At 46.2% G+C, this 20,740-nt stretch carries 20 protein-coding genes and 2 pseudogenes; 1 reads left to right on the forward strand and 21 read right to left on the reverse strand.

Annotation, left to right across the window (positions count from 1 at the left end; translation table 11 throughout):
• Positions 1-213 (forward strand): annotated as a pseudogene (locus XI25_RS34735) (IS110 family transposase); the annotation flags it as partial.
• Between the two features lie 1,876 nt (positions 214-2,089).
• Here the strand turns inward: XI25_RS34735 and XI25_RS15835 are convergent.
• From XI25_RS15835 to XI25_RS35820, 21 genes and pseudogenes are all read right to left on the reverse strand, one after another.
• Positions 2,090-2,344: an acyl carrier protein gene (locus XI25_RS15835; RefSeq protein WP_046679436.1), complete on the reverse strand. Its 255-nt coding sequence runs from the start codon at positions 2,342-2,344 to the stop codon at positions 2,090-2,092.
• Positions 2,337-3,380 (reverse strand): HAD-IIIC family phosphatase, encoded by a 1,044-nt coding sequence (locus XI25_RS15840; protein ID WP_046679437.1) that lies wholly within the window; start codon positions 3,378-3,380, stop codon positions 2,337-2,339. Before XI25_RS15840 ends, XI25_RS15835 begins: the two co-directional genes overlap by 8 nt.
• Complete coding sequence (locus XI25_RS15845; RefSeq protein WP_200901436.1) at positions 3,373-3,846, reverse strand: GNAT family N-acetyltransferase; 474 nt, start codon at positions 3,844-3,846, stop codon at positions 3,373-3,375. Before XI25_RS15845 ends, XI25_RS15840 begins: the two co-directional genes overlap by 8 nt.
• Positions 3,847-3,851: 5 nt before the next feature.
• Positions 3,852-5,030: a bis-aminopropyl spermidine synthase family protein gene (locus tag XI25_RS15850; protein ID WP_046679439.1), complete on the reverse strand. Its 1,179-nt coding sequence runs from the start codon at positions 5,028-5,030 to the stop codon at positions 3,852-3,854.
• A 452-nt stretch (positions 5,031-5,482) separates the two neighbouring features.
• The gene (locus XI25_RS36925; RefSeq protein WP_442950409.1) at positions 5,483-5,671 is read right to left on the reverse strand and encodes a GNAT family N-acetyltransferase; all 189 of its coding nucleotides are present in this window, start codon (positions 5,669-5,671) and stop codon (positions 5,483-5,485) included.
• A gap of 12 nt (positions 5,672-5,683) precedes the next feature.
• Positions 5,684-5,827, reverse strand: a pseudogene (locus XI25_RS34740) (ArsB/NhaD family transporter); the annotation flags it as partial.
• 136 nt (positions 5,828-5,963) lie between these two features.
• Positions 5,964-6,770 carry a Nif3-like dinuclear metal center hexameric protein gene (locus XI25_RS15860; RefSeq protein ID WP_046679441.1) on the reverse strand — a complete coding sequence of 269 codons (807 nt, stop codon included), beginning with the start codon at positions 6,768-6,770 and terminating at the stop codon, positions 5,964-5,966.
• Between the two features lie 25 nt (positions 6,771-6,795).
• Entirely contained in the window at positions 6,796-7,689 is an 894-nt protein-coding gene (locus XI25_RS15865) for a carbohydrate ABC transporter permease (protein ID WP_082112391.1), read from the reverse strand.
• A gap of 12 nt (positions 7,690-7,701) precedes the next feature.
• Entirely contained in the window at positions 7,702-8,628 is a 927-nt protein-coding gene (locus XI25_RS15870; RefSeq protein ID WP_046679443.1) for an ABC transporter permease, read from the reverse strand.
• A 71-nt stretch (positions 8,629-8,699) separates the two neighbouring features.
• On the reverse strand, positions 8,700-10,244 hold the full coding sequence (locus XI25_RS15875) for an ABC transporter substrate-binding protein (protein ID WP_046679444.1): 1,545 nt from the start codon (positions 10,242-10,244) through the stop codon (positions 8,700-8,702).
• Positions 10,245-10,353: 109 nt separating this feature from the next.
• Positions 10,354-11,430 (reverse strand): helix-turn-helix transcriptional regulator, encoded by a 1,077-nt coding sequence (locus XI25_RS15880; RefSeq protein ID WP_235439915.1) that lies wholly within the window; start codon positions 11,428-11,430, stop codon positions 10,354-10,356.
• A 31-nt stretch (positions 11,431-11,461) separates the two neighbouring features.
• Complete coding sequence (locus tag XI25_RS34745) at positions 11,462-11,950, reverse strand: response regulator (protein WP_235439916.1); 489 nt, start codon at positions 11,948-11,950, stop codon at positions 11,462-11,464.
• Entirely contained in the window at positions 11,931-12,779 is an 849-nt protein-coding gene (locus tag XI25_RS34750) for a sensor histidine kinase (RefSeq protein ID WP_235439917.1), read from the reverse strand. The genes XI25_RS34745 and XI25_RS34750 overlap by 20 nt, the downstream gene beginning before the upstream one ends.
• A complete protein-coding gene (locus tag XI25_RS34755; protein WP_235439918.1) occupies positions 12,766-13,671 on the reverse strand; it encodes a hypothetical protein in 906 nt (301 codons plus the stop codon). Before XI25_RS34755 ends, XI25_RS34750 begins: the two co-directional genes overlap by 14 nt.
• 164 nt (positions 13,672-13,835) lie before the next feature.
• The gene (locus tag XI25_RS15890) at positions 13,836-14,645 is read right to left on the reverse strand and encodes an alpha/beta hydrolase (protein ID WP_046679445.1); all 810 of its coding nucleotides are present in this window, start codon (positions 14,643-14,645) and stop codon (positions 13,836-13,838) included.
• 26 nt (positions 14,646-14,671) lie between these two features.
• Positions 14,672-16,123, reverse strand: a complete 1,452-nt coding sequence (gtfA, locus tag XI25_RS15895) for a sucrose phosphorylase (protein ID WP_268794519.1) — start codon at positions 16,121-16,123, stop codon at positions 14,672-14,674.
• 30 nt (positions 16,124-16,153) lie between these two features.
• Positions 16,154-17,110 carry a carbohydrate kinase family protein gene (locus XI25_RS15900; RefSeq protein WP_046679446.1) on the reverse strand — a complete coding sequence of 319 codons (957 nt, stop codon included), beginning with the start codon at positions 17,108-17,110 and terminating at the stop codon, positions 16,154-16,156.
• A gap of 171 nt (positions 17,111-17,281) precedes the next feature.
• Positions 17,282-18,214 carry an alpha/beta hydrolase gene (locus tag XI25_RS15905; protein WP_046679447.1) on the reverse strand — a complete coding sequence of 311 codons (933 nt, stop codon included), beginning with the start codon at positions 18,212-18,214 and terminating at the stop codon, positions 17,282-17,284.
• 51 nt (positions 18,215-18,265) lie between these two features.
• Entirely contained in the window at positions 18,266-19,096 is an 831-nt protein-coding gene (locus XI25_RS15910; RefSeq protein WP_052759625.1) for a ChbG/HpnK family deacetylase, read from the reverse strand.
• Positions 19,097-19,218: 122 nt separating this feature from the next.
• Positions 19,219-20,211 (reverse strand): LacI family DNA-binding transcriptional regulator, encoded by a 993-nt coding sequence (locus tag XI25_RS15915; RefSeq protein WP_046679448.1) that lies wholly within the window; start codon positions 20,209-20,211, stop codon positions 19,219-19,221.
• Positions 20,204-20,329, reverse strand: coding sequence for a hypothetical protein (locus XI25_RS35820; RefSeq protein ID WP_268794520.1), 126 nt, complete (start codon positions 20,327-20,329; stop codon positions 20,204-20,206). The genes XI25_RS15915 and XI25_RS35820 overlap by 8 nt, the downstream gene beginning before the upstream one ends.
• Positions 20,330-20,740 lie beyond the last annotated feature (411 nt).

The raw sequence follows: 20,740 nt of genomic DNA on the forward strand, positions 1-20,740 counted from the left end.
TCTTCATACCTTCGAACCGCTCTTTATCAGGCTACCGTAGCAGCCATTTCCAAGCAGGTTCATGGCCCTAGAAATTCGACTCTCTTTCAATTCTATCAGCAAAAACGAGACGAAGGCAAACCGGCAAAAGTCGCAATTGTCGCTGCTTCTCATAAGCTTTTACGCATTATTTTTGGCATGTGGAACTCAGGATCGGCATTTCAGGCTCATTAAACTCTTAAATTGGATTCTAATTCCAGTTTCGTCTGCTCTCATGGGTAGGTTTATTTAAGTATGTACAATTTTGGAATGACAAAGATTATTTTATCGAAGACTTGACTTTGATTAGCTGGTTTATAAGTTGTCGGCGGCATCGTCGAAATACATCCAATCATCTTTCTTCAAACCATGCTTTATCTAATAATTCATCCCATTCAATTATTAGTTTCTTATATTTGATCGTACAGTAGCCAAAATCAGAATTATACTTAACAGACGATACTCATCAAATCTATGAATAAAGTAGTTATCTTTATTATGCAATTGTTCTTCCTTAAGCACTTCAAAAAATCAAGCAATAATTCCGAAATATGTAGTTCTATCTTCTGCGCGTCTTCTTCAACATCAATTCTTCTTTTGTCTTTTATTCCTGAAGTATCGTATAAGAAAGATTCCAATAATTCGTAATCTATAAATGTAAATAATGCCTTTCCTGTATACATAGCCTTATTAGTGCTATTAAGAGGATGATCTGCCAACACATCTATATGCTCGAAGCTTAAAGACAAACGCAGTCCATTTATTAAAATGGATTCAACAATACAATCATGCAATGATATATGGTCTAATGTGTTTTCTGAAATGAATTGAATGAGAACATCCCCCTTTCATTCGAAGGAATGACTTGATTGGTATTCGCCTTTCTTATAACGTTCTTGTATCTACGAACCCTGCGAGGCTAAAGGTCCAATGGACCTAGCCTCGCAGGGTTGTTCGCTGATTCAACTTCTCTGCTTAACACTTCTTGCGAACCAAGGGCGTAGATATTGTGTTATGTGATGGGCCTGACTTCTCCGATTATAGAGTCAATACAATTCAATATTCGATTACTTTTTTTTACAGAATCAAACTATTATCGCACAATATCCCAGTTCTTTACCTTTTTTTAACTGCATCGATATACCCCTCAAAGTAATAGAATATATTATCTTCTTCTCCATTAAGAATTCTTCCCTTAACTTTGTCGAAAGCTAAAATTGAAATTGAATAATCTGGTTCACCAGTAACGAGTATAGGTTGGTTTCACTCTTCAAACCAATAGTACTTCCCACCATAATTCCTTCTAGCTACTTCGAAAATATAACAACCAACCATAGAAGATACAGAGTCTAAACTATCTTCATCTAATTCAAAATCACCAAGTTCTTCTAAAACATCATCAACACTATGTAAGCTTTCAATGCTATAATCAAAATTCCCTACCTCAGATCCGTTCCTCCTTCCAGCAGGTGGGTTGCAAACGAAGCCTCAAAACATGGATGCTAACTTGTCGAGTCACAGCTGATCGATTTACGGCTTGTTCAAATACCTTTTGAGCAGAACGCTCCGATAGATCCTTCGGATTGCCAGGAAAAAGCACTTTTGAGGCTTCTAGGCCTCCAAATACTGTTCAACTAATTTAAAGGCCGTTTCCGATAATATCATGAATCGGTCTTTCCCCCTCCCTTGTCGGACTTTTACGACATGGCGGGCCAATATCGGATGGCCTTAAACGCACAACTTCGCCCACGCGCAAACCGGAGGAATACGTGAGATACAAGACCGCTTTATGCTTGACATTCTGAACTTGCGACAAAATATCCATTTCCTTTCTCAACCAAGATATAGCTTTTGGCTGCATGAGATCGCTAAATAATATGATCTACAAATTCTTTAGTTGCTTCCATCGCAATCACTCCTTATTTTTTGGTTTCAACGTGTAGCCGTACTCGATAACCTTATACACATTTGCATACAAGATTTGGACAAACTCTTCTTTGAATCATCTTTACAGAGCTTGGATCTGCAGCTTCTTCGTCTGGTCGACCCTGTAACGCTGCAAATACATCATTTATGTTGCTTTCTCCAGAAAAGAAACAATATTCTCTACACTCGACAAATTATCCAGCGTTAGATCTTCATCGCCAAAGCTGATTTCAAACGCCTGCTCCAACTGAACGATAAGCGCGACAGCAGTGACCGAATCAAGTATGCCTTGCTGCCCAAGCAGGATTGTTTCCATGGACATCTCTTTGCTTCCTAATAGAGTTTGCACGATTTGAGCAACCTTGTGCTCCAATTCCCGGCGATCCCCTTGTTCAATCATTTAATGACACTCCTTTTCCATTTCCCAAACGGATCCATTCCGGTCCTGAATAAGTATAGGGAAACAGCAGCGTATAGTTCGATTCCTGCTGCCCCTGCAAACTGCATCTAAAACCTAACAGCTGCAGCAACAATAAAGCGGGGCGATTCCGTTCCTGTGGCCGATAACGGCACACAGCTTCCGTCAGCAGCGGGCGTTCTTGCTGGATTCGGGAAAGGACAGCTCCCAAAAAAGCAGTACCGATCCCCCGTCCCTCCATACGGCATGAAATACAAAACAGCTCGATTTCTGCAGCTGAATCATGAACATTCACCATTGCCATCGCCACGATCCCATGATCGCCAAAACGGTCCTTCACCTGTCCGACATAAATGTACTTCCCTTCCGAATCCATATAAGACTGAATGAAAGACGTCGATGGAGCCTGAACAAGGTTATTGAATTGCGTCGTACGTGACGCCAACTCAACCATACGCAATAAATCCCCGTTTCGTGCACCTCGTATGGATAATCTCATATCGCATGAATGCAAAAATTCCTCTCTCGTACCGCTAAACCGCTGTTCGGCTGTGTTCCGTACCCATCGCGCCATCATTTGTTGACGGCGTTTGAAGGTTTCCTCCGAGATGGCAAACTGAAATTCGGGAAGTTCGGGAAGTTCCGCCGCGGCACCGGCTTCGTACACATAAACGTCAGGCAGGTACATATTCACTTCATATCGTTCATACGGATTGTCGTCGATAAAAGCAAGCGAATCGGTGCCGATGTTCATCTCTTGGGCGATTTTTCGAATGCTGTCCGTTTTTGAGCCCCATCCGAATTGCGGATATAAGAAAAAGTGATCGACCCCAAGCTCCGCCAGCTTTTGAGAGGCCCGATCAGGATCGTTTCGACTGGCGATACTCTGCAAAATCCCACGATGATCAAGCGTACCCAAAACCTCCCTGACGCCCGGACGCAGCGCAACCTCCCCGTCTTCAGACAATGTTCCCTGCCATAATGTATCATCAAGATCCCATATCAAGCATTTAATCATGTTCTTTCTCCCCTGCTGCACCGCATTCGCTATATTCCATCGTCAGATGAGTCGGCATAAAGCCATATTTTTTATACAGGGTTCGCATCGGCAGATTATGAACATGGACATGTCCCACGATTCTTTGGGCTCCCTTTTGCTTGGCAAATGAAATTCCCGCTTCAAATAGCTTGTCTACGCCTGCAGTACCGCGCAAAGACTCGCTAATGTAAAAACTCCTGAACTGCATGTAAGTCTCCTGTGTAACGGAATTCGCCCTGATACCCATCCACATCCATCCCAGTGCGCAGCCGTCGACGTCCAGTACCAGCATTCCGGACCGTTCGCGAATCATGGCTTTCTCCAACTTGTGCAAGTGAAAAGCCAAGTCCGTAATGGCTTCCTCGCCAAAAGAGATCTTGGAAATCTCCCGTTCCCATTTCGCTATCTCGGTCAAATCACGAGCTTCAATCTGCCGTATGATCACGCTTGTCATTCCTTTCTGGAGATACCCATTTTTTTAGTCACCATATCAAACGTTTCATGACCGCAGCCCGTGCATCCTTCATTCTTAAGCTGCTCTATGGTCGCAAATTCCCCGTTAATTCCGACATACACATCTCTTGAGCACTGCTTGCAACGGTAAGTACGAAGAGTTTGTTTCACCTCGCCTGTATACAAGGCGTCCGTAAATGCCTCCGCATATTCCGGTTTTGACTGATCTGTTGTCCGCAGAATGAACATCTGGCTCCGATTGGCGATCATTTCCGCACCTTCGTAGGCGTTGAATTGCGGGAAATTAGCGCTGACCGTCAGCCCCATGCGGACAAATTCCCGTTGCATGGCAAGCATAAACTCTGGCGATTTATGCGCAAATGACAGAAAAATCGGCAGTCCCCTCTCCTTCTTTAATGCCTGCATGCCGCGCGAAACGAACAACCCCATTCCCTGAAGCGTATAGGGCGGATCTGTAAAGAAACAATCATATTGCCCGTGCAGGTTTTCCGGCAGCAGCTCCCTCAAATCCAGCCGTTGCCACCGAATCGGCAGTCCCCGCTCCTTTGCAATCGTTTCAATGTACGTTAAGAATCTTTCGTCAATATCCAGAACATCTACATGCGTAACGGTGTGCTCGCCATCTGGAAACAAACGCTGCAGCAGCAGACCAATAGACACACTCACCAGATCATCATCGCCGACACATAAAATCTTCTTTCCGATTAATGCATGCTGCCTCAAACAAAGGATAGCCCGGCGCAGGCTCGTTTCCGGCGTGCATTTGGACTGATCAATCTGAACGTCCACGGAAGGCCGCAGCGATAAAAGTTCCTCCAATATAGCCAGCGTATCTTTAAGACTCCCGATCCATTTTGACTCATCAAGCAGATCATGATAAAGGGAATGATTCAAGCCGCGGTATCCCCCTTCCCGTTCAATCGATGCGAGTCCGTCCGTTGTACATCGGACGCCGCGTTCCTGCACGAGCGCCCCCGCTTTAATTAATTCCCGTTTGATTGCCGCAGCGACAGGTGTAGGGAGCAGCGTTTTGCGTGCTAACTCTTTCGTTGAAATCCCCGGGTTCAAGTAGCATTCGAGTAGTAGCTGCTCGATCACCTGAGGCCCTTCTTGCAGCCGGATATGCTGACTTGCTTGTTCAATGTACGTATTCACACAATCCCTCCCAAAAACTGTAATTTTACCATTATAAAAATACAAAAAGGGCAGGAATGAACATACGTCATCCCTACCCTTTTTGAACACTGCCTAAATAAACACCGCAAAAAAACAAAAAAACCGCGCTGAAGACAGCACGGATGGTGGGTGCATAACAATAGGCAGCACTAAGGCTTTGATTATTATCCGCTGTTCTTAACTAATTCCGAAGCCTTCAAAATGCCCATCACAAAAAAACCATGCTATATCAGCAATTGGTCCTAGGACTGTTGAAAACTTCAAGTATGGAATTGGGTTAGTTAAGAACTACCGCCGACATCAACATCTCTCCCTTAGTAAATATTACCTTATATTACTATACACTATTACTAGAGTCAAGTTGATCAGTGCGGGCTTTAACTTACATCGAAATTCGCACCTGACTTGACCATCCGCCAAAATGAATAAATTTAATCTGTTTTGAGTTTTGAAAAAATATTTATATCTATAAACTTGTTTAACAAAGAACAGACTGCTTCTGAAGCGCATCCTCTTCCCCAAAACGCTCTAGCAATGTCAAATCCGATTTCTGCTTTTGCATTTTCAGCAACCACCGTGAGCAGCAAGATAAATGCTATAATGAATAACGATACATTCACGTGAAGGGTCTGAATAATATACAGCCAGACATAAAGACACGTGAGGGTAATGAGTAGTGTTGGTACAGTTAGGAGGATACCGGTTTTTAAATAATGCCCCTTGGTGATCTTAACGTATTTCGTCGACAACACATGAAGCCATAGCAAGGTTGCCAAAATAATCGCGACAACCCCGGCAACGATAGAAACCGGAACGTGAATGAAACTATTTTACAGACTCATAAAGACCATCGCTGCGACCGCGATGGTCTTAACAAATAACATTTTAGAACTTAAACCTCGGATATTAACCCTACAAATAACGGAACGGCTCCTTCGCATCAACGAAAGTGACCGGAATGTCCTTCACAAGAGCTTGCAGCCACTCCGCCATGTGCTTCATGCCCCATTCCTCGGAGCGTTCATGGCCGACGATCAGCATTGCCTTTTTGAATCCAAGCATGGCTGCGTCATTGGTATAAGCGCATAAGGTCCACTCCGTAATATCGCCGCAGATCATGACATCCAGATCTTTGTCCCTCATCAGCTCCATCGGCATCTGCTCTCTGCCAAGCCCCAGGCTTCCACCGCCAACCAGGATCCCGATTCGGGAACACGGCATGTCGGGATGACCTACGGTCCGCAGAACGTCCATGGACAATTTCTCTTTTAGAAAAGCCGCCAATTCTCTTAATGTCGTCTTCTCAATTTCATAACACCATGGCGAGTTCTTGTCGATCTGTTGATTCTCCCAGCCAAGTTCCTTGATAAGACCGTCATAGATTCGATCCGTATGCGCGAGGTGCATATGGTCATGGTATCTCCAAATCGCAATCCGGTGATCATCGATCAACTTCTTTTTGGCCAGATAGACCGGGTCCTGCTGAAGCCATTCCAACTCATCATGCCCCGTAAAATAAGTCGGCTCGTGCGTAATGATCATATTCGCCCCGACCGCTATCGCTTCCCGGATCACATCGACCGTGGCCATAAACGTCGTGACAATCCCTTTCACTTCCATGTCAGGGTCGCCGCTTGCCAGCAGGTCTAACGTCTTCTCCAGCTTCTGCCCGCCGCAAGAGTCCAACAGAACCCGGTCGATAACCTCTTGAACCTTCATGTTTACGTTCCCCTCTACCCTATGATTATCCTTTAACGGCGCCGACAACGACCCCTTTAATTAAATACTTCTGCAGGAACGGCAGCACGCCTACGATCGGCAGTATGCCGATAACCGCCATGGCCATTCGAATGGCCGTGCTTGGAAGCTCTACCGCGTTTGCGCCGAGAACGCTGCTCGCTTGGCTGGACTTCAAAAATTGAATGTTGTTCATCAAACGGATCAGCATGTTTTGGATACCATAATACTTCGGCTCCGTGATGTAATACAACGCATTGATCCAGTCGTTCCAATAGGCCAGTCCCATAAACAATCCGACGGTCGCCATAACCGGAACGGATAACGGCAGCATAATCTTGAAGAACGTCCGCAGCTCCGACGCCCCGTCGATTTGAGCGGCTTCAATGAGATCGACAGGCACGTTGTTCTTATAATAATTTCTGATCAGCAAAACATGAAAGCCATTGGTCAACAAGTTGGGAATGATTAACGCCCAAAGCGTATCCTTAATATGGAAATATTTGGTCCATAAGATATAGGAAGGAACAATTCCTCCGCTAAACAACATGGTAAAGAAGACGACAAAAGCCAATACGTTGTGATATTTGAAATCTCTTCTGGACATTGGATAAGCCAGCATGCTTGTAATCATCAACCCGATCCCTGTTCCCAATATCGTGACCAAGAAAGATACGCCATAGGCTCTAAGGAAAGTGCCAGCCGACGAGACCATGTAAGTATAAGCATCAAGGCTCAGCTTTGAGGGTAAAAAGCTGTATCCCTCTCGCACCAAGGTCGATTCGTCGGTAAAAGAAGCGGACAAGATCAAGATAAAAGGCAAAAAAGCAAGGATGGTCAAGAGCGCCATAACGATCGCTGAGAAAGTGGTAAATGCTCGTTCCCCTCTAGTTTGTATCACCTAAATTTCCTCCTAAAACAAAGCATTGTCCTTGTTAAACTTCTTGACAATCGCATTCGCAAAGATGACAAGCACGAATCCGACTACCGACTGGTACACCCCGGCGGCAGCGGACATCCCGATATCGTTAACCTGCATGAGCGCACGATATACATACGTATCGATCGTTTGCGTTGTACTGTACAAAGCCCCTGCATTCATAGGAACTTGATAGAACAGGCCAAAGTCCGAGTTGAAAATTCTTCCGACCGACATGAGGCCAAGGATGACGATAGTAGGCTTCAGAAGCGGCAAGGTGATCATCCAAATTTGTTTAAGCTTGCCGGCGCCGTCAATCTTCGCGGCTTCATAGATACTCTTGTCGATCCCTGCAATAAAGGCGAAATATACGATGGAGCCGTATCCCGCCGTCTTCCATAACTGAATGAGCACGAGCAGATAAGGCCAATATTTAGCCTCCGAATACCAGTTGATCTCCGGTATGCCGAGGGGGCGCAAGATGGAGTGATTGATGAATCCGCTGTCCGCATTGAGGAACGCGAAAACAAGGTACGACAGCACGACCATCGAGATCAAATTCGGCAGCACCAAACCCGACTGGTACAGTTTGGAGTAAACTTTGTTCAGCAGTTCCGACATCAGGATGGCGATAAATATCGAAGCGATCGTCCCGAGCACAATGAAGGCGATGTTATAGAGCAGCGTGTTCCTCGTCATGATCCACGCATCGCTTGTTTGGAACAGGAACTTGAAATTGTCGAAGCCAACCCAATCGCTTTGAAAAATCCCTTTAGCGTAATTCACATCCTTAAAAGCAATGAATACGCCGATCATCGGAAGATAGTTATTGATAAGAAAATACAGCAAACCCGGAGCGGCCAGAAGGAATAGCGGAAGCGTCTTCTTAAGCCCATTTGATTTTTTCGTCATGGTTGTCATCCCGGAATTCTCCTTCATGATGCAGAGTGGATCTATATCAAGATCCACTTTGCAAAATGCTTATTTCAAATTTATTTTTTCTGAGAAGCAATCCACTGATCAAGCTGCTCCTGCTTGTTCTGGATAATCGTCTGAGCCCCTGCATCGTTGAGCGCTTGTACGAATTCAGGGATCGTCGTATCCGGATCCAGCAATCCGCACACAAGGCCCGGCAAATATTGGTTAACCACGTTGTTTACCGCGCTCATTTGCGCTTTCACTTCGCTTTGATCGAAAATGAAGCCGAAATAAGGAGACTTTTTCGTTTCTTTATTTTCTTTCAGTTTCAACTCAACATCGGACCAGTTAACTCCTTCAAGCTGATATTGCAAAGATTCCGATCCTATGATCCCCGTGCTGAGCATCGCAGTATAAGGAACAGTCGAAGCATCCTTCCCTTCAGGGAATTTCACATGGTGTTCGTCAATCTTGACGTAGTCTTCTCCTTCAATCCCGTACAGAATGGTATTGATCAGGTCGGCATCGCTGTACAGCAGATTCATAAACTTAACAGCCGCTTCAGGCTCTTTTGTTGTGCTTGCAACCATCCAGCTGACCAGATTGACGGCCCCGGTTTCGAAATAGTAAGGGGCGATCCGTTTCATTTCAAGATGCTTCCCGGTTTGAGCGCTTAGAGCCTTCGCCGCCTCCATGCCGCTGTAACCTCCTAAGAAGGAGAAACCTTGACCGGAAGCGATCATTTCGGAAAATGAGATGGAGGTCGTAGCTGCATCCTTCTGCAAATAGCCTTTGTTGAACCAATCCCGCATCATTTTAACGCCGTTTTTGAAAATGTCCGTATCATAGAAGTTGACGACTTTGCCATCATTGCCGATAACGGCCCCTACGCCGGTCGTGTCCGATAGGAAGTCAACCTCATTTTGTCCTCTTAACAGGAGCATAAGCATCGTATCGCTCGGGTTCACATTGGCAGGTCCGAAAGGAACGACGTTCGGGTACTTCTTCTTGACCGCCTCGAAGATCGGAGGCAAATCCGCTACGGATTTAATTTGGTCGGCGCTATAGCCTACTTCTTTCAACATATCTGCGTTATATACGAAATTGATCGGGAGCGACATCCCCTTATTCACCGGGATCCCATAAATATGGCCGTCCATGGTGGTCGATTTCAGTATATCCGGACCGAAATCCTTGTCCAAAATCGCAGTCATCTCTTTCCCGTATTTAGGGAGCAGCTCTTCGAGCGGATAAAGCTGGTTTTTCGACACATAGCTGGTGAACTGTCCAAGCGTCGTAAACACATCCATCTGCTCGCCGCTCTGCAGCGCCAAGTTGACTTTCTGGGCGTAATCCGCAGGACCGTAAACTTTGAAATCCACTTTCACGCCAATTTTCTTCGTCGTTATCTTATTGATCGCATCCGTTACTTTGCTCATGTCATCGGGAATTCGATTAAACGACGGCATCGCAAATACGATGGTTTCGACTTTGCCATTGGCATTGCCAGCAGCATCCTGCGAATCTGACTGTGCCGAATCATTGCCGCAAGCTGTTAAAATCGAGCCGAACATCACCATCGACAACAGCAGCGGCGCTAGCCTTCTTATTTTCCTCATGGTTCTGGTCCCTCCTGTTTATTTTTTTGATTTGCTTTCATTTTATCTCCCCGGCCCCGACATGACTTTTAAAAATACGAAGTGTTTTTTCAAAAACAAGCGCAGGTGCTTAGCGGACCGAGCTGATCTTCGTCCGATAGGCATTCGGCGTTTCTCCCGTTAACTTCTTAAACACCGTAGAGAAGTAGGAAATATTCTCGAATCCGGTTTCCATCGCGATGAGACTGATACTCGCCGCACTTTCGATCAGCATTTGCTTGGCCATCTTGATCCGGTATTCATTCAAGTATTCCTTGATGGTAGAACCCGTTTCGGTCTTGAACGTTTTGGCCAAATAATCCGGCGTCAGATATACGCTTGCCGCAACGTCTTCGCGACTTAGATCGCGATTATAATTCTCATGGATGAATCGTTTGGCCCTCTCGACAACCCCTTCGGACTGCCGCGCCTCATCGATCGTTTCCATCGTTTTTTCAGTAATCAAGTGCGCCCACTTCATGAAATCGAAAACGCTGTTTTCGGATTTCTGAAATAGCTGCTCGGCAACGTCGTCTGCGAAGAGCCGGTGCGCCTGGATATTGTTTCTGGCAAGGAGCGCATAGACCACTTGAAGAAAATCTTCACGAATCGAATGAAGCGTCTTTGGATCGAGTTTGTTTTGACCGGCGAGCGTCTCCAGTTCCTTCTTCAGCCGGTTGACGATTTGAACCTTCTCCCTCTGGACAAACAGCATTGTAAACAACTCGATATCGAGCGCATACCGCTCATTCGTATCGTACTTGAATTCATCGTTTTGGAAATGGATCGTTCCTCTGAAGATAATATTATTTTCATCCAGGTTCTCTAGTTCCGTCTTGGCATGCGCCAGCTTGGAGATTGGCATTTCCTCGCTAATATAACATGTAGCAACGCATTTCAGATATCGCTTGCACAGCCGGATGAGACGCTCACCGTTCGTTCTCAGCCAGTCGATATCGGTGCTGCTGTCCAAGATGATCGCATTATAAAATTGATTGTCCCCTTGGTAAGGAATGACCCGGTCATGGTTCGGTCTGGTGAACAACACATCCGAGCTCAAATTGCTCAGCGCGTAATGAAACGTGCTGTCGTCCCATTCACTATTGATTTCGGGCCTAGTGACGCTGACCAGGAATAAGATATACTTGTCGTCTACAGAAAGGGACAAATCTCTCTTACGAATTTCGCCTTGAATCAGATCAAGCCTCGGCGAGATGATGGCGGTGAGGACATCTCTCCAGAAGCTTTTTTTCTACCAAGTCTTTATTTTTCAGCCAGGTTAGACCAAGCTTGCTGTATTCGCCAAGCATCCTTTTTCGCTGGAGCGTTTCGACCGATTTGAGCAGAACCGCTTCCAGCTTGTGCTTGTCCAGCGGCTTGACGAGGTAGGAATCCGCGTTGTACGAAATGGCGGTCGATGCGAAATCGAAGCTCTCATGGCAGGTGAGGAAAATGAAAGCGCAATCATAACCATTCTCCCGAACCCATTTGATCATATCGATTCCGGATCCTCGCGGCATTTCAATATCGCATATAATCAGATCGGGTACGTTCGCATCGAACAATAATTTCGCATCCTGGATATTATGGGCCGTCAAAATCTGCGAGATTCCATTTTCGCGCCAGTTTATAATATCGCAAAGGGCCTCGACGGTTGGAATATCGTCGTCAATCAACAAGCAGCGCATGGCGTTCCTCCTTCGGCGTGATTTCCCCGGCATCTTGGATCGGCAACCACAATTCGACCTTGGCGCCCGACGGCTCCGCGTTCGATAGTTTCAGTAGACCGTCTTGCTTGTAAAGCAATTGAAGCGTTCTGCGTATATTGGCGATTCCCACTTGATTGCTTTTTTCCGGCGAGTCGAATTGCGGCGCATCGGCTGTCTGCAATACACGCGGCGGGAACCCCTCCCCGTTATCTTCAATGACAATTTTGACGCATTCTCTGTCATCCATCATGTCCTTACTCGCTCTGATAAAGATCGAAAGCATCTTCCCATAAATCATCGCATGCTTAAAGATGTTTTCAACGAATGTCTGAAGCAAAAATTGCGGGATGCGTATTTGCCCTGATTCGAAATCGATGTCGGTCATATAGAAAATTTGATCGGGATAACGAATTTCCTGCATGCGAATATAATTCTCCACATGCTTGATTTCTTCCTGAATCGGGACGAGGATCAGCCCTCCCTTAAACATATATCTCAAATGTTCGGATAAGTAATGAATCAGCTTGCGGATTTCCTCGTTTTTGTTTTGGTAGGTCAAACTGGAGATGGTCGAAATCGCATTCAGAAAAAAAATGAGGCCGGATTTGCATTTGCAGGTATTTTTAACTCCGTGCGGCTTCTCTCGATTTTTTTCTTCATAGGTATGGATCTTTAAATCGGTAATTTCACGCACCATGGAATGGAAGGAATGGAACAATTTCGTGAATTCCATCGAATAACGGCCTGGCGGAACTTGGAATTCCCGTTGGCCTTTCTCGACTTCTTTAGCCGCCTTAACCAGCTCCAAAACCGGCTTTAATATATCTCTCGCCAACGATCTCAATACAAGCGGAGTGATGATGACGGAAACGGCCCCTAAGCAAATAATGATCCACTGGATCAGCTTTAATCCCGAGAATACGCTTTGCTTTGATACCATATTCGTAATCTGCCCAAACTCGGCAATCGGCTCCGATATAAAAAAGATAGTTTCCTCCATACCGCTTGCTTAGGTCGTCCAATGTTAAAGCAGACGGAGCATGCTCTAAGTCGCCATTCGTCGAAGATAGAATGGATCCATTCCGATCGCTCAATAGGTAGTGGTTAAGATCAGACCCTTCCCTATTCGCAATAGACAATAAGGTATTCGCTTTGACGAACGTCCCGAAACTGATGTTCGAATACGTAATATATTTAAATAAGTAATGCGCACCGTCAATTTTGAAATCCGTCCATTCATCGATTTTTCCGTTTGGATTGGGCTTAAATTCACTCTTATTCACAAAATCGACGAGCACCAATTTTTCGCTGGCATCAAGCCGGTTTCCGAATTGCACGAAAGGCTTCTCATGACCGGAAAACCTGATAAACATCCCATCGCTGGAGTAGTTGTTGGTCATTTTGGCTTTTAGTGCATTCATCAAATGCATCGATTTGAAGTATTGGCTGCTCTCGCTTGAATTGGCGTAATTCGTTGCGGTATCGATGTTATTTTCAAACACTTCGGTCAAGTCTTTCGAGAAAATGTTCAAATTGTTGTGGATGTTCTCGACATAAATCGCGAGTGTATTCTTGGAATTATTGAGCGTTTGATTGCGAACGACCTCCAGCGAATAAATGTTGCTTAAGACAAGAACGGAAAATAGAATGACCAGTATAATGGTTAATGAAGCGGAAAACTTGTAGACGATGCTGTTCATTATGATCCTACGCACTCCTTCCATCACACATCCTTTTTCATTATAATGCCGGATTAGCCGGATGGATAATTGCAAAAAAAAGGAACGCACAAGCCCCTGAAAGGAATCAATCGCCGATCAAGCTGTTGGTTCCTTCCAGGGGCAAACGATGATGGGATATGTGCTTACTTAGCCGGTGCCTGGTGTCCTACGGCCCATTCTAATGCTGGCCCAATGGATTCATTCCAGAAATCCCAAGTATGGGAGCCCTCGCTCTCGTTGTACGTATGAGAAATATTCTCCCGATTGAGAAAATCATGGAAACGACGATTCACATCGAGCAAGAAGTCCTCGGCGCCGCAAGCCATATAAATCTGCGGGATCGCGACATTCTTTTCCTTCAGGCGCAAGACAAGCGCTTCGGGGTCTTTATCGCTGCCCAAGAGAGAGTCCAGATCGCCAAAGACGTACTTGAAGTATTTGTAATCGGCCACGCCGTCATGATAATCTGGGGTTGCGTTCGCGATTTTATAAGGCAGCAACGCCGACGATAGCGCAATGATTCGGCTAAAATGATGCGAATATTTGAGCCCGTTCCGAATGGCGCCGTATCCACCCATAGATAAACCGCCGATCATCGTGTCCTCACGATCGGAGCTAAGCGGAAACAGCTTCCGTGTGAACTCCACCAGTTCGTTGCCTACATATTCCCCGTACAATGCCCCTTTGTCCTCATCGTCCAGGTAAAAATTATTTTCTCCAGAAGGCATGAAGACAGCTACATTATATTTGTCCGAAAGCTCGCGAATGCGCGAGAACGTGATCCAATCGGCGTAACTGCCTGCATAACCGTTCAGCAGGTATAACGATTTCTTCGGCTTCGCTTCAGCCGGCGGCAGTCCCGGAATTTCCGGGAGATCCATCGGAATTAACGCGTTGAACGTTACTTCTCTTCTCATCGATTTCGAGAAAAAATTGACTTGCAAAGTTGCCATACGATAACGCCCCTTTGGCAGGATTTTTAAACGGTATAGTCGATCGTTTGTCCTTGTTCATCAACATAATGAATGACCGATTGATAGGTTTTCAGGTTGACATGCAATTCGCAGCTCGTTTCCCCTTTACGCCAGGTGAGCCGCACTTCATGATCCGCCGAAGGAAGTACGCTGAACTCGCCGTTGAAAGCATCGTACGTATTTCGGAAGCGGATCAGCTTGAGCAGCCGCTGCACGACTTCCTTCTCAAGCGCTTGCTCGATTTCCTCTACGGTGTAATTGTGGCGGTTGATTTCGCGTCCTTCGCCGGTCTCTTGAACGCGTGCGAAATCATTCTCGCCGCCAAGCAAGCCCACATAGTAAACCTGAGGGATGCCCGGTGCGAAGAATTGAATCGCTCTGGCCGCCAAATACGCAGCGTCATCGCAATTGAGCGCGTTGTAATAGGTGCAGCGAATTTGATGGACGTCAAATCCGTCCTCCGCTTTATGCTCATCCGATAGGATCAAGCTGAGGTTGGCGCCTCTTTCCACGCACAGATCGACCAATTTCCTTGCCTCTCGGGTGTCAATGAGGTCATCCATGTCCGGCTTAACGGGAATGCCGTCGTGGCAATCCAGCATGGTAAACTGTTTATGCGGACGAATCTTCAGGTAATTGCACAGCTCTTGGCCGGAGCGATTAACAAGGGCTTCGAGCACCCTGTACGGCAGGATGAAATCATAAATCCAACACCCGTGCTCCGCCAGTTTAAACTGCGTACTGTAATGGGCATGGACTTCCGGCAGCAGCTCGATACCGAGCGAGTCCGCCATCTCCTTCACCCAATCGAGAAACGCATAAATGTCCGGTTCCACGAAGAAGCAGCTTGTTCCGAGCTTTTTGATGACGTATCCGACCGCATCCAGCCGTACGATCTTCACATTTTGCTCTTTAAAATTCGCAAAGAATTCGGTTAATAGCTGTTTCGTCTGCTGCGAGTGGATATCCAAATCAATTTGTTCGGAAGGATCCGTTTTACCGAAAGTCGTCCAGACTTTGATTTCCTCGCCGGTTTCTTCAACCTTAAATGTGGAATAAGGCAGCGGACGGCGTAAAAACATTTTGTCGATATCCGCTTGAACCGGTTCTCCATCTTCCCAGATTTTATCCAGTGTTAAAAATAAATCGGCATATGCGGACGCCCGTCCCTTGGCCAGGAAATCCTGAAAATAGGGCGATTGTCTTGAGATGTGATTGACCATCAAATCGACCAAAATATCGAAATGATCCCCGATCGCCCGGATATCTTCCCATGAACCGAAGCTTGGCTCGATCTCCAGGTAAGTGAGCGGAGCAAACCCGCGATCCCCCGAAGAGGGAAATGGGGGGAGGATGTGGATGCCCCCTTGGCATATATCTGCGAAATGTTTCAGGAGAACTTGATGCAGCGTTTTGAGATTTCCTCCCATGGAATCGGGATATGTGATCAACTGCACTTGATTTTTTTAGTGTCATCGGTAAGCCTCCTACAGGCCGAATTGTTCTTTAATAACTTCAAGCCTCGGTAAATCCACTACCGCGCCCATATATTTCAACTTATAAGCACTAACGGCAAGGCCAAGTCTCAACGCTTCCCGAATGGTGTATCCTTTAACAACAGCCGCGTAAAAACCGGACCAGAACGCATCTCCCGCGCCGGTTGTATCCTCGATTTGAGTAGCGAGTGTGGTAAAGGTGATCGTTTCCCTTCCGTTAGAGACGATGGCCCCATCTTTGCCCAAGGTCATAACTACCAATTTGGCGCCCAGCTCCAAGAACTTCTCGACTTGATTGGCATGCGAATCGGGCCCGAACAGCCGTTCAGCGTCGTCTTCCGAAGGCTTGATGATGTCGACTTTAGAGATGAGCGATTTAACATACGCAACGCCATCTTCGTCCCGCTGCCAAATCATGCGGTGATAGTTAGGATCAAAGCCGATCAGCAACCCACGCTTTCTTGCCTCTTCGATTACCCGTTCAACGGTATGACGTGCCGGGACCTTCGAGATTGGCCAGCATGAAAAGTGAACCAGCTTGGAATTGCTTACGGCTTGTTCCAGCCATGCATTGTAAGCCAATTGATAGTCCGCGCCCCGGTAGAAGATCGGGATGGGCGTCGCTTGGCTTTTCGATACAATAACCATGCTGGTGGATTCGTCGATCCTCTGGATTCCGTCCGTATTCATACCTGCTTGGCGCAATCGGTTCAGCAGGAAGGTGCCAAGACCATCCTCCCCTACCGCTGAAACGATATGGGATCGAATGCCAAGCCTATTGGCGTTAATCGCAATGTTAGAGGGGGACCCCCCAAAAAATTTGGTATACCCGTCGCTCTCGAAAGCATCGCCGTAATCATTGGAAATCATATCGACGAGCAATTCCCCGACCGTTAAGAGGTCATTCGGTTTATCTTCAAATGTTAATCTGTCATCCAGATCAAACACTCGTTCACCCCCTTGATTTTGGTTACAAAATATAGGACATGATCCCGGAATAAAACCATTGTAGTCCGACCTCTAACGGTTTGCTTCAAAAAATCCGTTATGTTTTTTCAAAAAGAAGGCCGACCATAACTTTAGGTTCGATCGGCTTTATGCCATATGGCGTGAGGGGCTTTAGCGATTTAAAGCTCTTGCCAGCGCATGAATGTATCCATTTTTGGCGCGCTGGCTGATCTCCGCCGTCGGAACGACATGTTCGAAGCCATGATAGCATCCGGGATACAGTTGAAATTCTACGTCGATGCCAGCCTGTGCAAGCCGTGCAACATAATCTAGCGTCTCGTCGCGGAACGGATCAAGCTGGCCCACACAAGTATAAACCGGAGGCAGACCGGCCAGACTCTTCGCGCGGCTTGGCGCCGCATATGGAGAAATGTCGTCATGGTCGTGGTCGCCGAGATACATCTTCCAAGCTGCCAGGTTGTTATCTCTATTCCAAACGGCGGGATCGGTAATTTCGTGGCTGGAGGGCGTTACATTGAGATTGTCGATCATCGGGTATAACGGCATTTGGAAGCAGATCGCAGGGCCGCCTCGGTCACGAGCCATCAATGCCAAAGCTGCTGTCAATCCTCCACCTGCACTCGCTCCGCCAATCGCAAGCCGCGACAGGTCGATATTCAATTCATCCGCAGCGCTTGTCATCCATACTAAAGCAGCATAGCAGTCCTCAATTGCCGCCGGAAACGGATGCTCAGGGGCAAGGCGATAATCCGGCGAAATGACGACGCAGTTCGCTGCTTGGACAAAGCTTTGGCAGAGACCGTCTTCACCGCTTGGGTGGCCTAGCACATATCCCCCGCCATGGCTCCAAAGCAAAGCAGGCAGCTTTTTTCCGTCTCTCGGGGTCGGTTCGTAAATCTTGATCAGCATTTCTTGAGAGTCTGCACGCGGTATATGACGCGCCATTATTCGAACGGATTCAGACCTCTCCGCTGGAGGTATGACGGTTTGCCTTGCTTTGGCCAAATCTTCGGGCAGATGAAGAGGCGGCAAATGCGTTACTCCCTGTTTTAATTCTGGAGCCACTCTGCTTATAAAATTCATTGTTATTCCTCCAATTTGTAATGAATTAACGACGGGATTATTGCGGTGTTGTCACGTGAAAAACCATTCGTGAAGCGGTGGCAGCTTTTCCGTTACCTGTAACGCTTCATCATATCGAATAGGCACGATCCCTTTCTTGCTACATAGCTCAAGAATTCTCGGATCCGTGAACAGCATCGCCTCGAGCACCCTGCCCGCGGCAAGCTTTTCGCCCGAAATGTGCTGATTTCCCAGGCTCCTCATTTCTTGGGTATCGATCGCCGGATGGCCGATATATAGATATTGTCCCTCATCGGCCGCTACGAGGCGGGATAAGATATCGTCGAGCAGGTGGTCCGGTTTCTCTTTGACCCGTCTTAAGGTCGAGCAGTAACGATTCCAATAGAGCAATCCCTCTTTGTCAGCCCATTCGTTCATGCTTTCTTCCATTCCCGGCACGTGATATTCCGGAAACATGTGAGTATCGACATAAGTAATTCGAAAACCTAACGCTCGTAGCCTGTCCAGCTGCGCCTGGATCTCCAGCATGATTTCGTCCAAGTCGGGCTTGCGGATTTCAAATGTTTGCGGCGAAGGCATAAACATTCCGTTTTCGTCTACCAAGGTGGATACTTGCGATGCCGGCAGAACAGGCCCCCACTTCACCGCATCCCATTCCGCATTCAATACGGCATGCAGGCCGAAGCAAATGTCTTGGCGCGCGGCCAGCATTTCCGCGGCTTCTTCTATAAATCTGCAGCATGCCATTAAGGAGATATTTTTTAAAAATCCTGCCTTGAGAGACTGCAAGATGGCAACATTGGCTGCATGGGAGCTACCGCAATCGTCCGCTCTTGTGATGAGACGTATTGCGGGTTTCGCTTCGCTCGTTTCCCAATTCAAGGTTCACGCCTCCTTTTTTTATGTCAACCGGTTGACATTATGTGCAAAAAAAACACGACGAGCATGAAGATGCGGTCAGCAATTCTCGCACGATCATCCCCGTCGTAGTTCCATGCCATTAATTATGTCGTGCCTCGTTCAATAAGCGTGACCGGGAACGTACTCATCAAGGGAACGTCTTCCCCTTTAATTTGTTTGGCAATCAACTCGATCATACATTCGCTCATTTCCCGAATCGGTTGCTTGATTGTACTCAAACGCGGCGACACTAACGATGCGACCTTCACGTCATCGTATCCAACGATTTTGATTTCTTCGGGAATGCTTTTGTTTAATTGATGACAAGCCTGAATCACCTCGGCGGCAATCACATCGCTGCTGGCAAATACGCCGTCTACGTCCGGATTTTCTTGGAAAAAACGGACAATTTCATGCTCATTGTTGGAATCGTCGGCATCGGTTGCAGAAAGCTGCAAGTGAATGGGTTCAATCATCCCGGCGTCGTTTAGCTCCTCATCAAATCCTTGCATTCTTCCGCTAGCTAATAATGCATGGTGATGCGACCCGCCGATACCGCGATATACATATGCCGGCTTTCGGCAACCTTTGTCGATTAATAATCGAGATGCGAACTTGCCTCCCATGAAATTATCGGAAGTTACGATCGGGATATTCTCCGCAATGGTGCGGTCGAAAGAGACGATCGGCAAATTCAAATTCAGATAATGTTGCACATCCAGTACCGAGCTGCCCATAATAATGGCGTCTACTTGATTTTTCTTCAACATTTCGATATAATCGCGTTCTTTGGATATGCAGCGATTTGAATTGCACAATAGCAATTTATAACCTTTTCGGTCAGCATAATACTCGAGATAATAAGTTAGTTCACTGAAAAAAGGATGGGATACGGTAGGTATAATTAAACCGATCATATTCGACCTTCTTCTAAACAAGGCACGAGCCATTTCATTCGGCTGGTAGTTTATCTCCTTCATGACCTGATAAATCTTGTCTCGTGTCTTCTGACTGATATATCCCCGATTATTGAGCACGCGGGAAACTGTGGTAACGGATACCCCTGCCCTTTCTGCGACATCCTCGATTTTAGGCATAATGACCTCTATGATACGGTTTAAAAAGTTCTTCAAACACTGCGTTGGCTTTGGCAGAAGTATTAAAGAACGATAAACCGAAACAAATTGCTAGTGTGATCCCCTGCTTCTTTTTCAAACCATGTCCCCCTAATAACATTAGTTTTTTGAAATCGAATTCAATATTGCTTCATTTTTATGTTAACCGGTTGACATATAATATGTCAACCAGTTAACATATCGCTGTATTTGCAAAATTGTAAGGGAGATAGTAGCCCCTTTTGAATATTGGTCTGAAAGTCATCGAGCTTTGCTTTAGTTTCTAAATTTATTAATGTATGTTGTTAATATTCGGTCTTGATATTACTAACGCGTATGGTAAACTCCCTTAAGGTAAACTTTAGGACATTTAGTCAAAAATTTTCCCCAAAGAAGAAAGACACTAAAAAAAACCATAAAGAAGGAGTCAGCTCAGAGCAGTTAATAAACTAAGACGCTTGAGGATATCAATTTAAGATTAGAATTATGCTAACCGAAAACTTTTTTAGTT

It is taken from the genome of Paenibacillus sp. DMB20 (assembly GCF_000987955.1).
In the GTDB taxonomy this organism is placed as follows: Bacteria; Bacillota; Bacilli; order Paenibacillales; family Paenibacillaceae; genus Paenibacillus_AQ.

Bases quoted from the DNA above. Each gene is read 5' to 3' on its own strand.
- XI25_RS15870 (WP_046679443.1), bottom strand. From the start codon at position 8,628: ATGACAACCATGACGAAAAAATCAAATGGGCTTAAGAAGACGCTTCCG.
- XI25_RS15890 (WP_046679445.1), bottom strand. From the start codon at position 14,645: ATGGCAACTTTGCAAGTCAATTTTTTCTCGAAATCGATGAGAAGAGAA.
- XI25_RS15860 (WP_046679441.1), bottom strand. From the start codon at position 6,770: ATGAAGGTTCAAGAGGTTATCGACCGGGTTCTGTTGGACTCTTGCGGC.
- XI25_RS15840 (WP_046679437.1), bottom strand. From the start codon at position 3,380: ATGATTAAATGCTTGATATGGGATCTTGATGATACATTATGGCAGGGA.
- XI25_RS34745 (WP_235439916.1), bottom strand. From the start codon at position 11,950: ATGCGCTGCTTGTTGATTGACGACGATATTCCAACCGTCGAGGCCCTT.
- XI25_RS15905 (WP_046679447.1), bottom strand. From the start codon at position 18,214: ATGAATTTTATAAGCAGAGTGGCTCCAGAATTAAAACAGGGAGTAACG.
- XI25_RS15875 (WP_046679444.1), bottom strand. From the start codon at position 10,244: ATGAGGAAAATAAGAAGGCTAGCGCCGCTGCTGTTGTCGATGGTGATG.
- XI25_RS15915 (WP_046679448.1), bottom strand. From the start codon at position 20,211: ATGCCTAAAATCGAGGATGTCGCAGAAAGGGCAGGGGTATCCGTTACC.
- XI25_RS34755 (WP_235439918.1), bottom strand. From the start codon at position 13,671: ATGAACAGCATCGTCTACAAGTTTTCCGCTTCATTAACCATTATACTG.
- XI25_RS15835 (WP_046679436.1), bottom strand. From the start codon at position 2,344: ATGATTGAACAAGGGGATCGCCGGGAATTGGAGCACAAGGTTGCTCAA.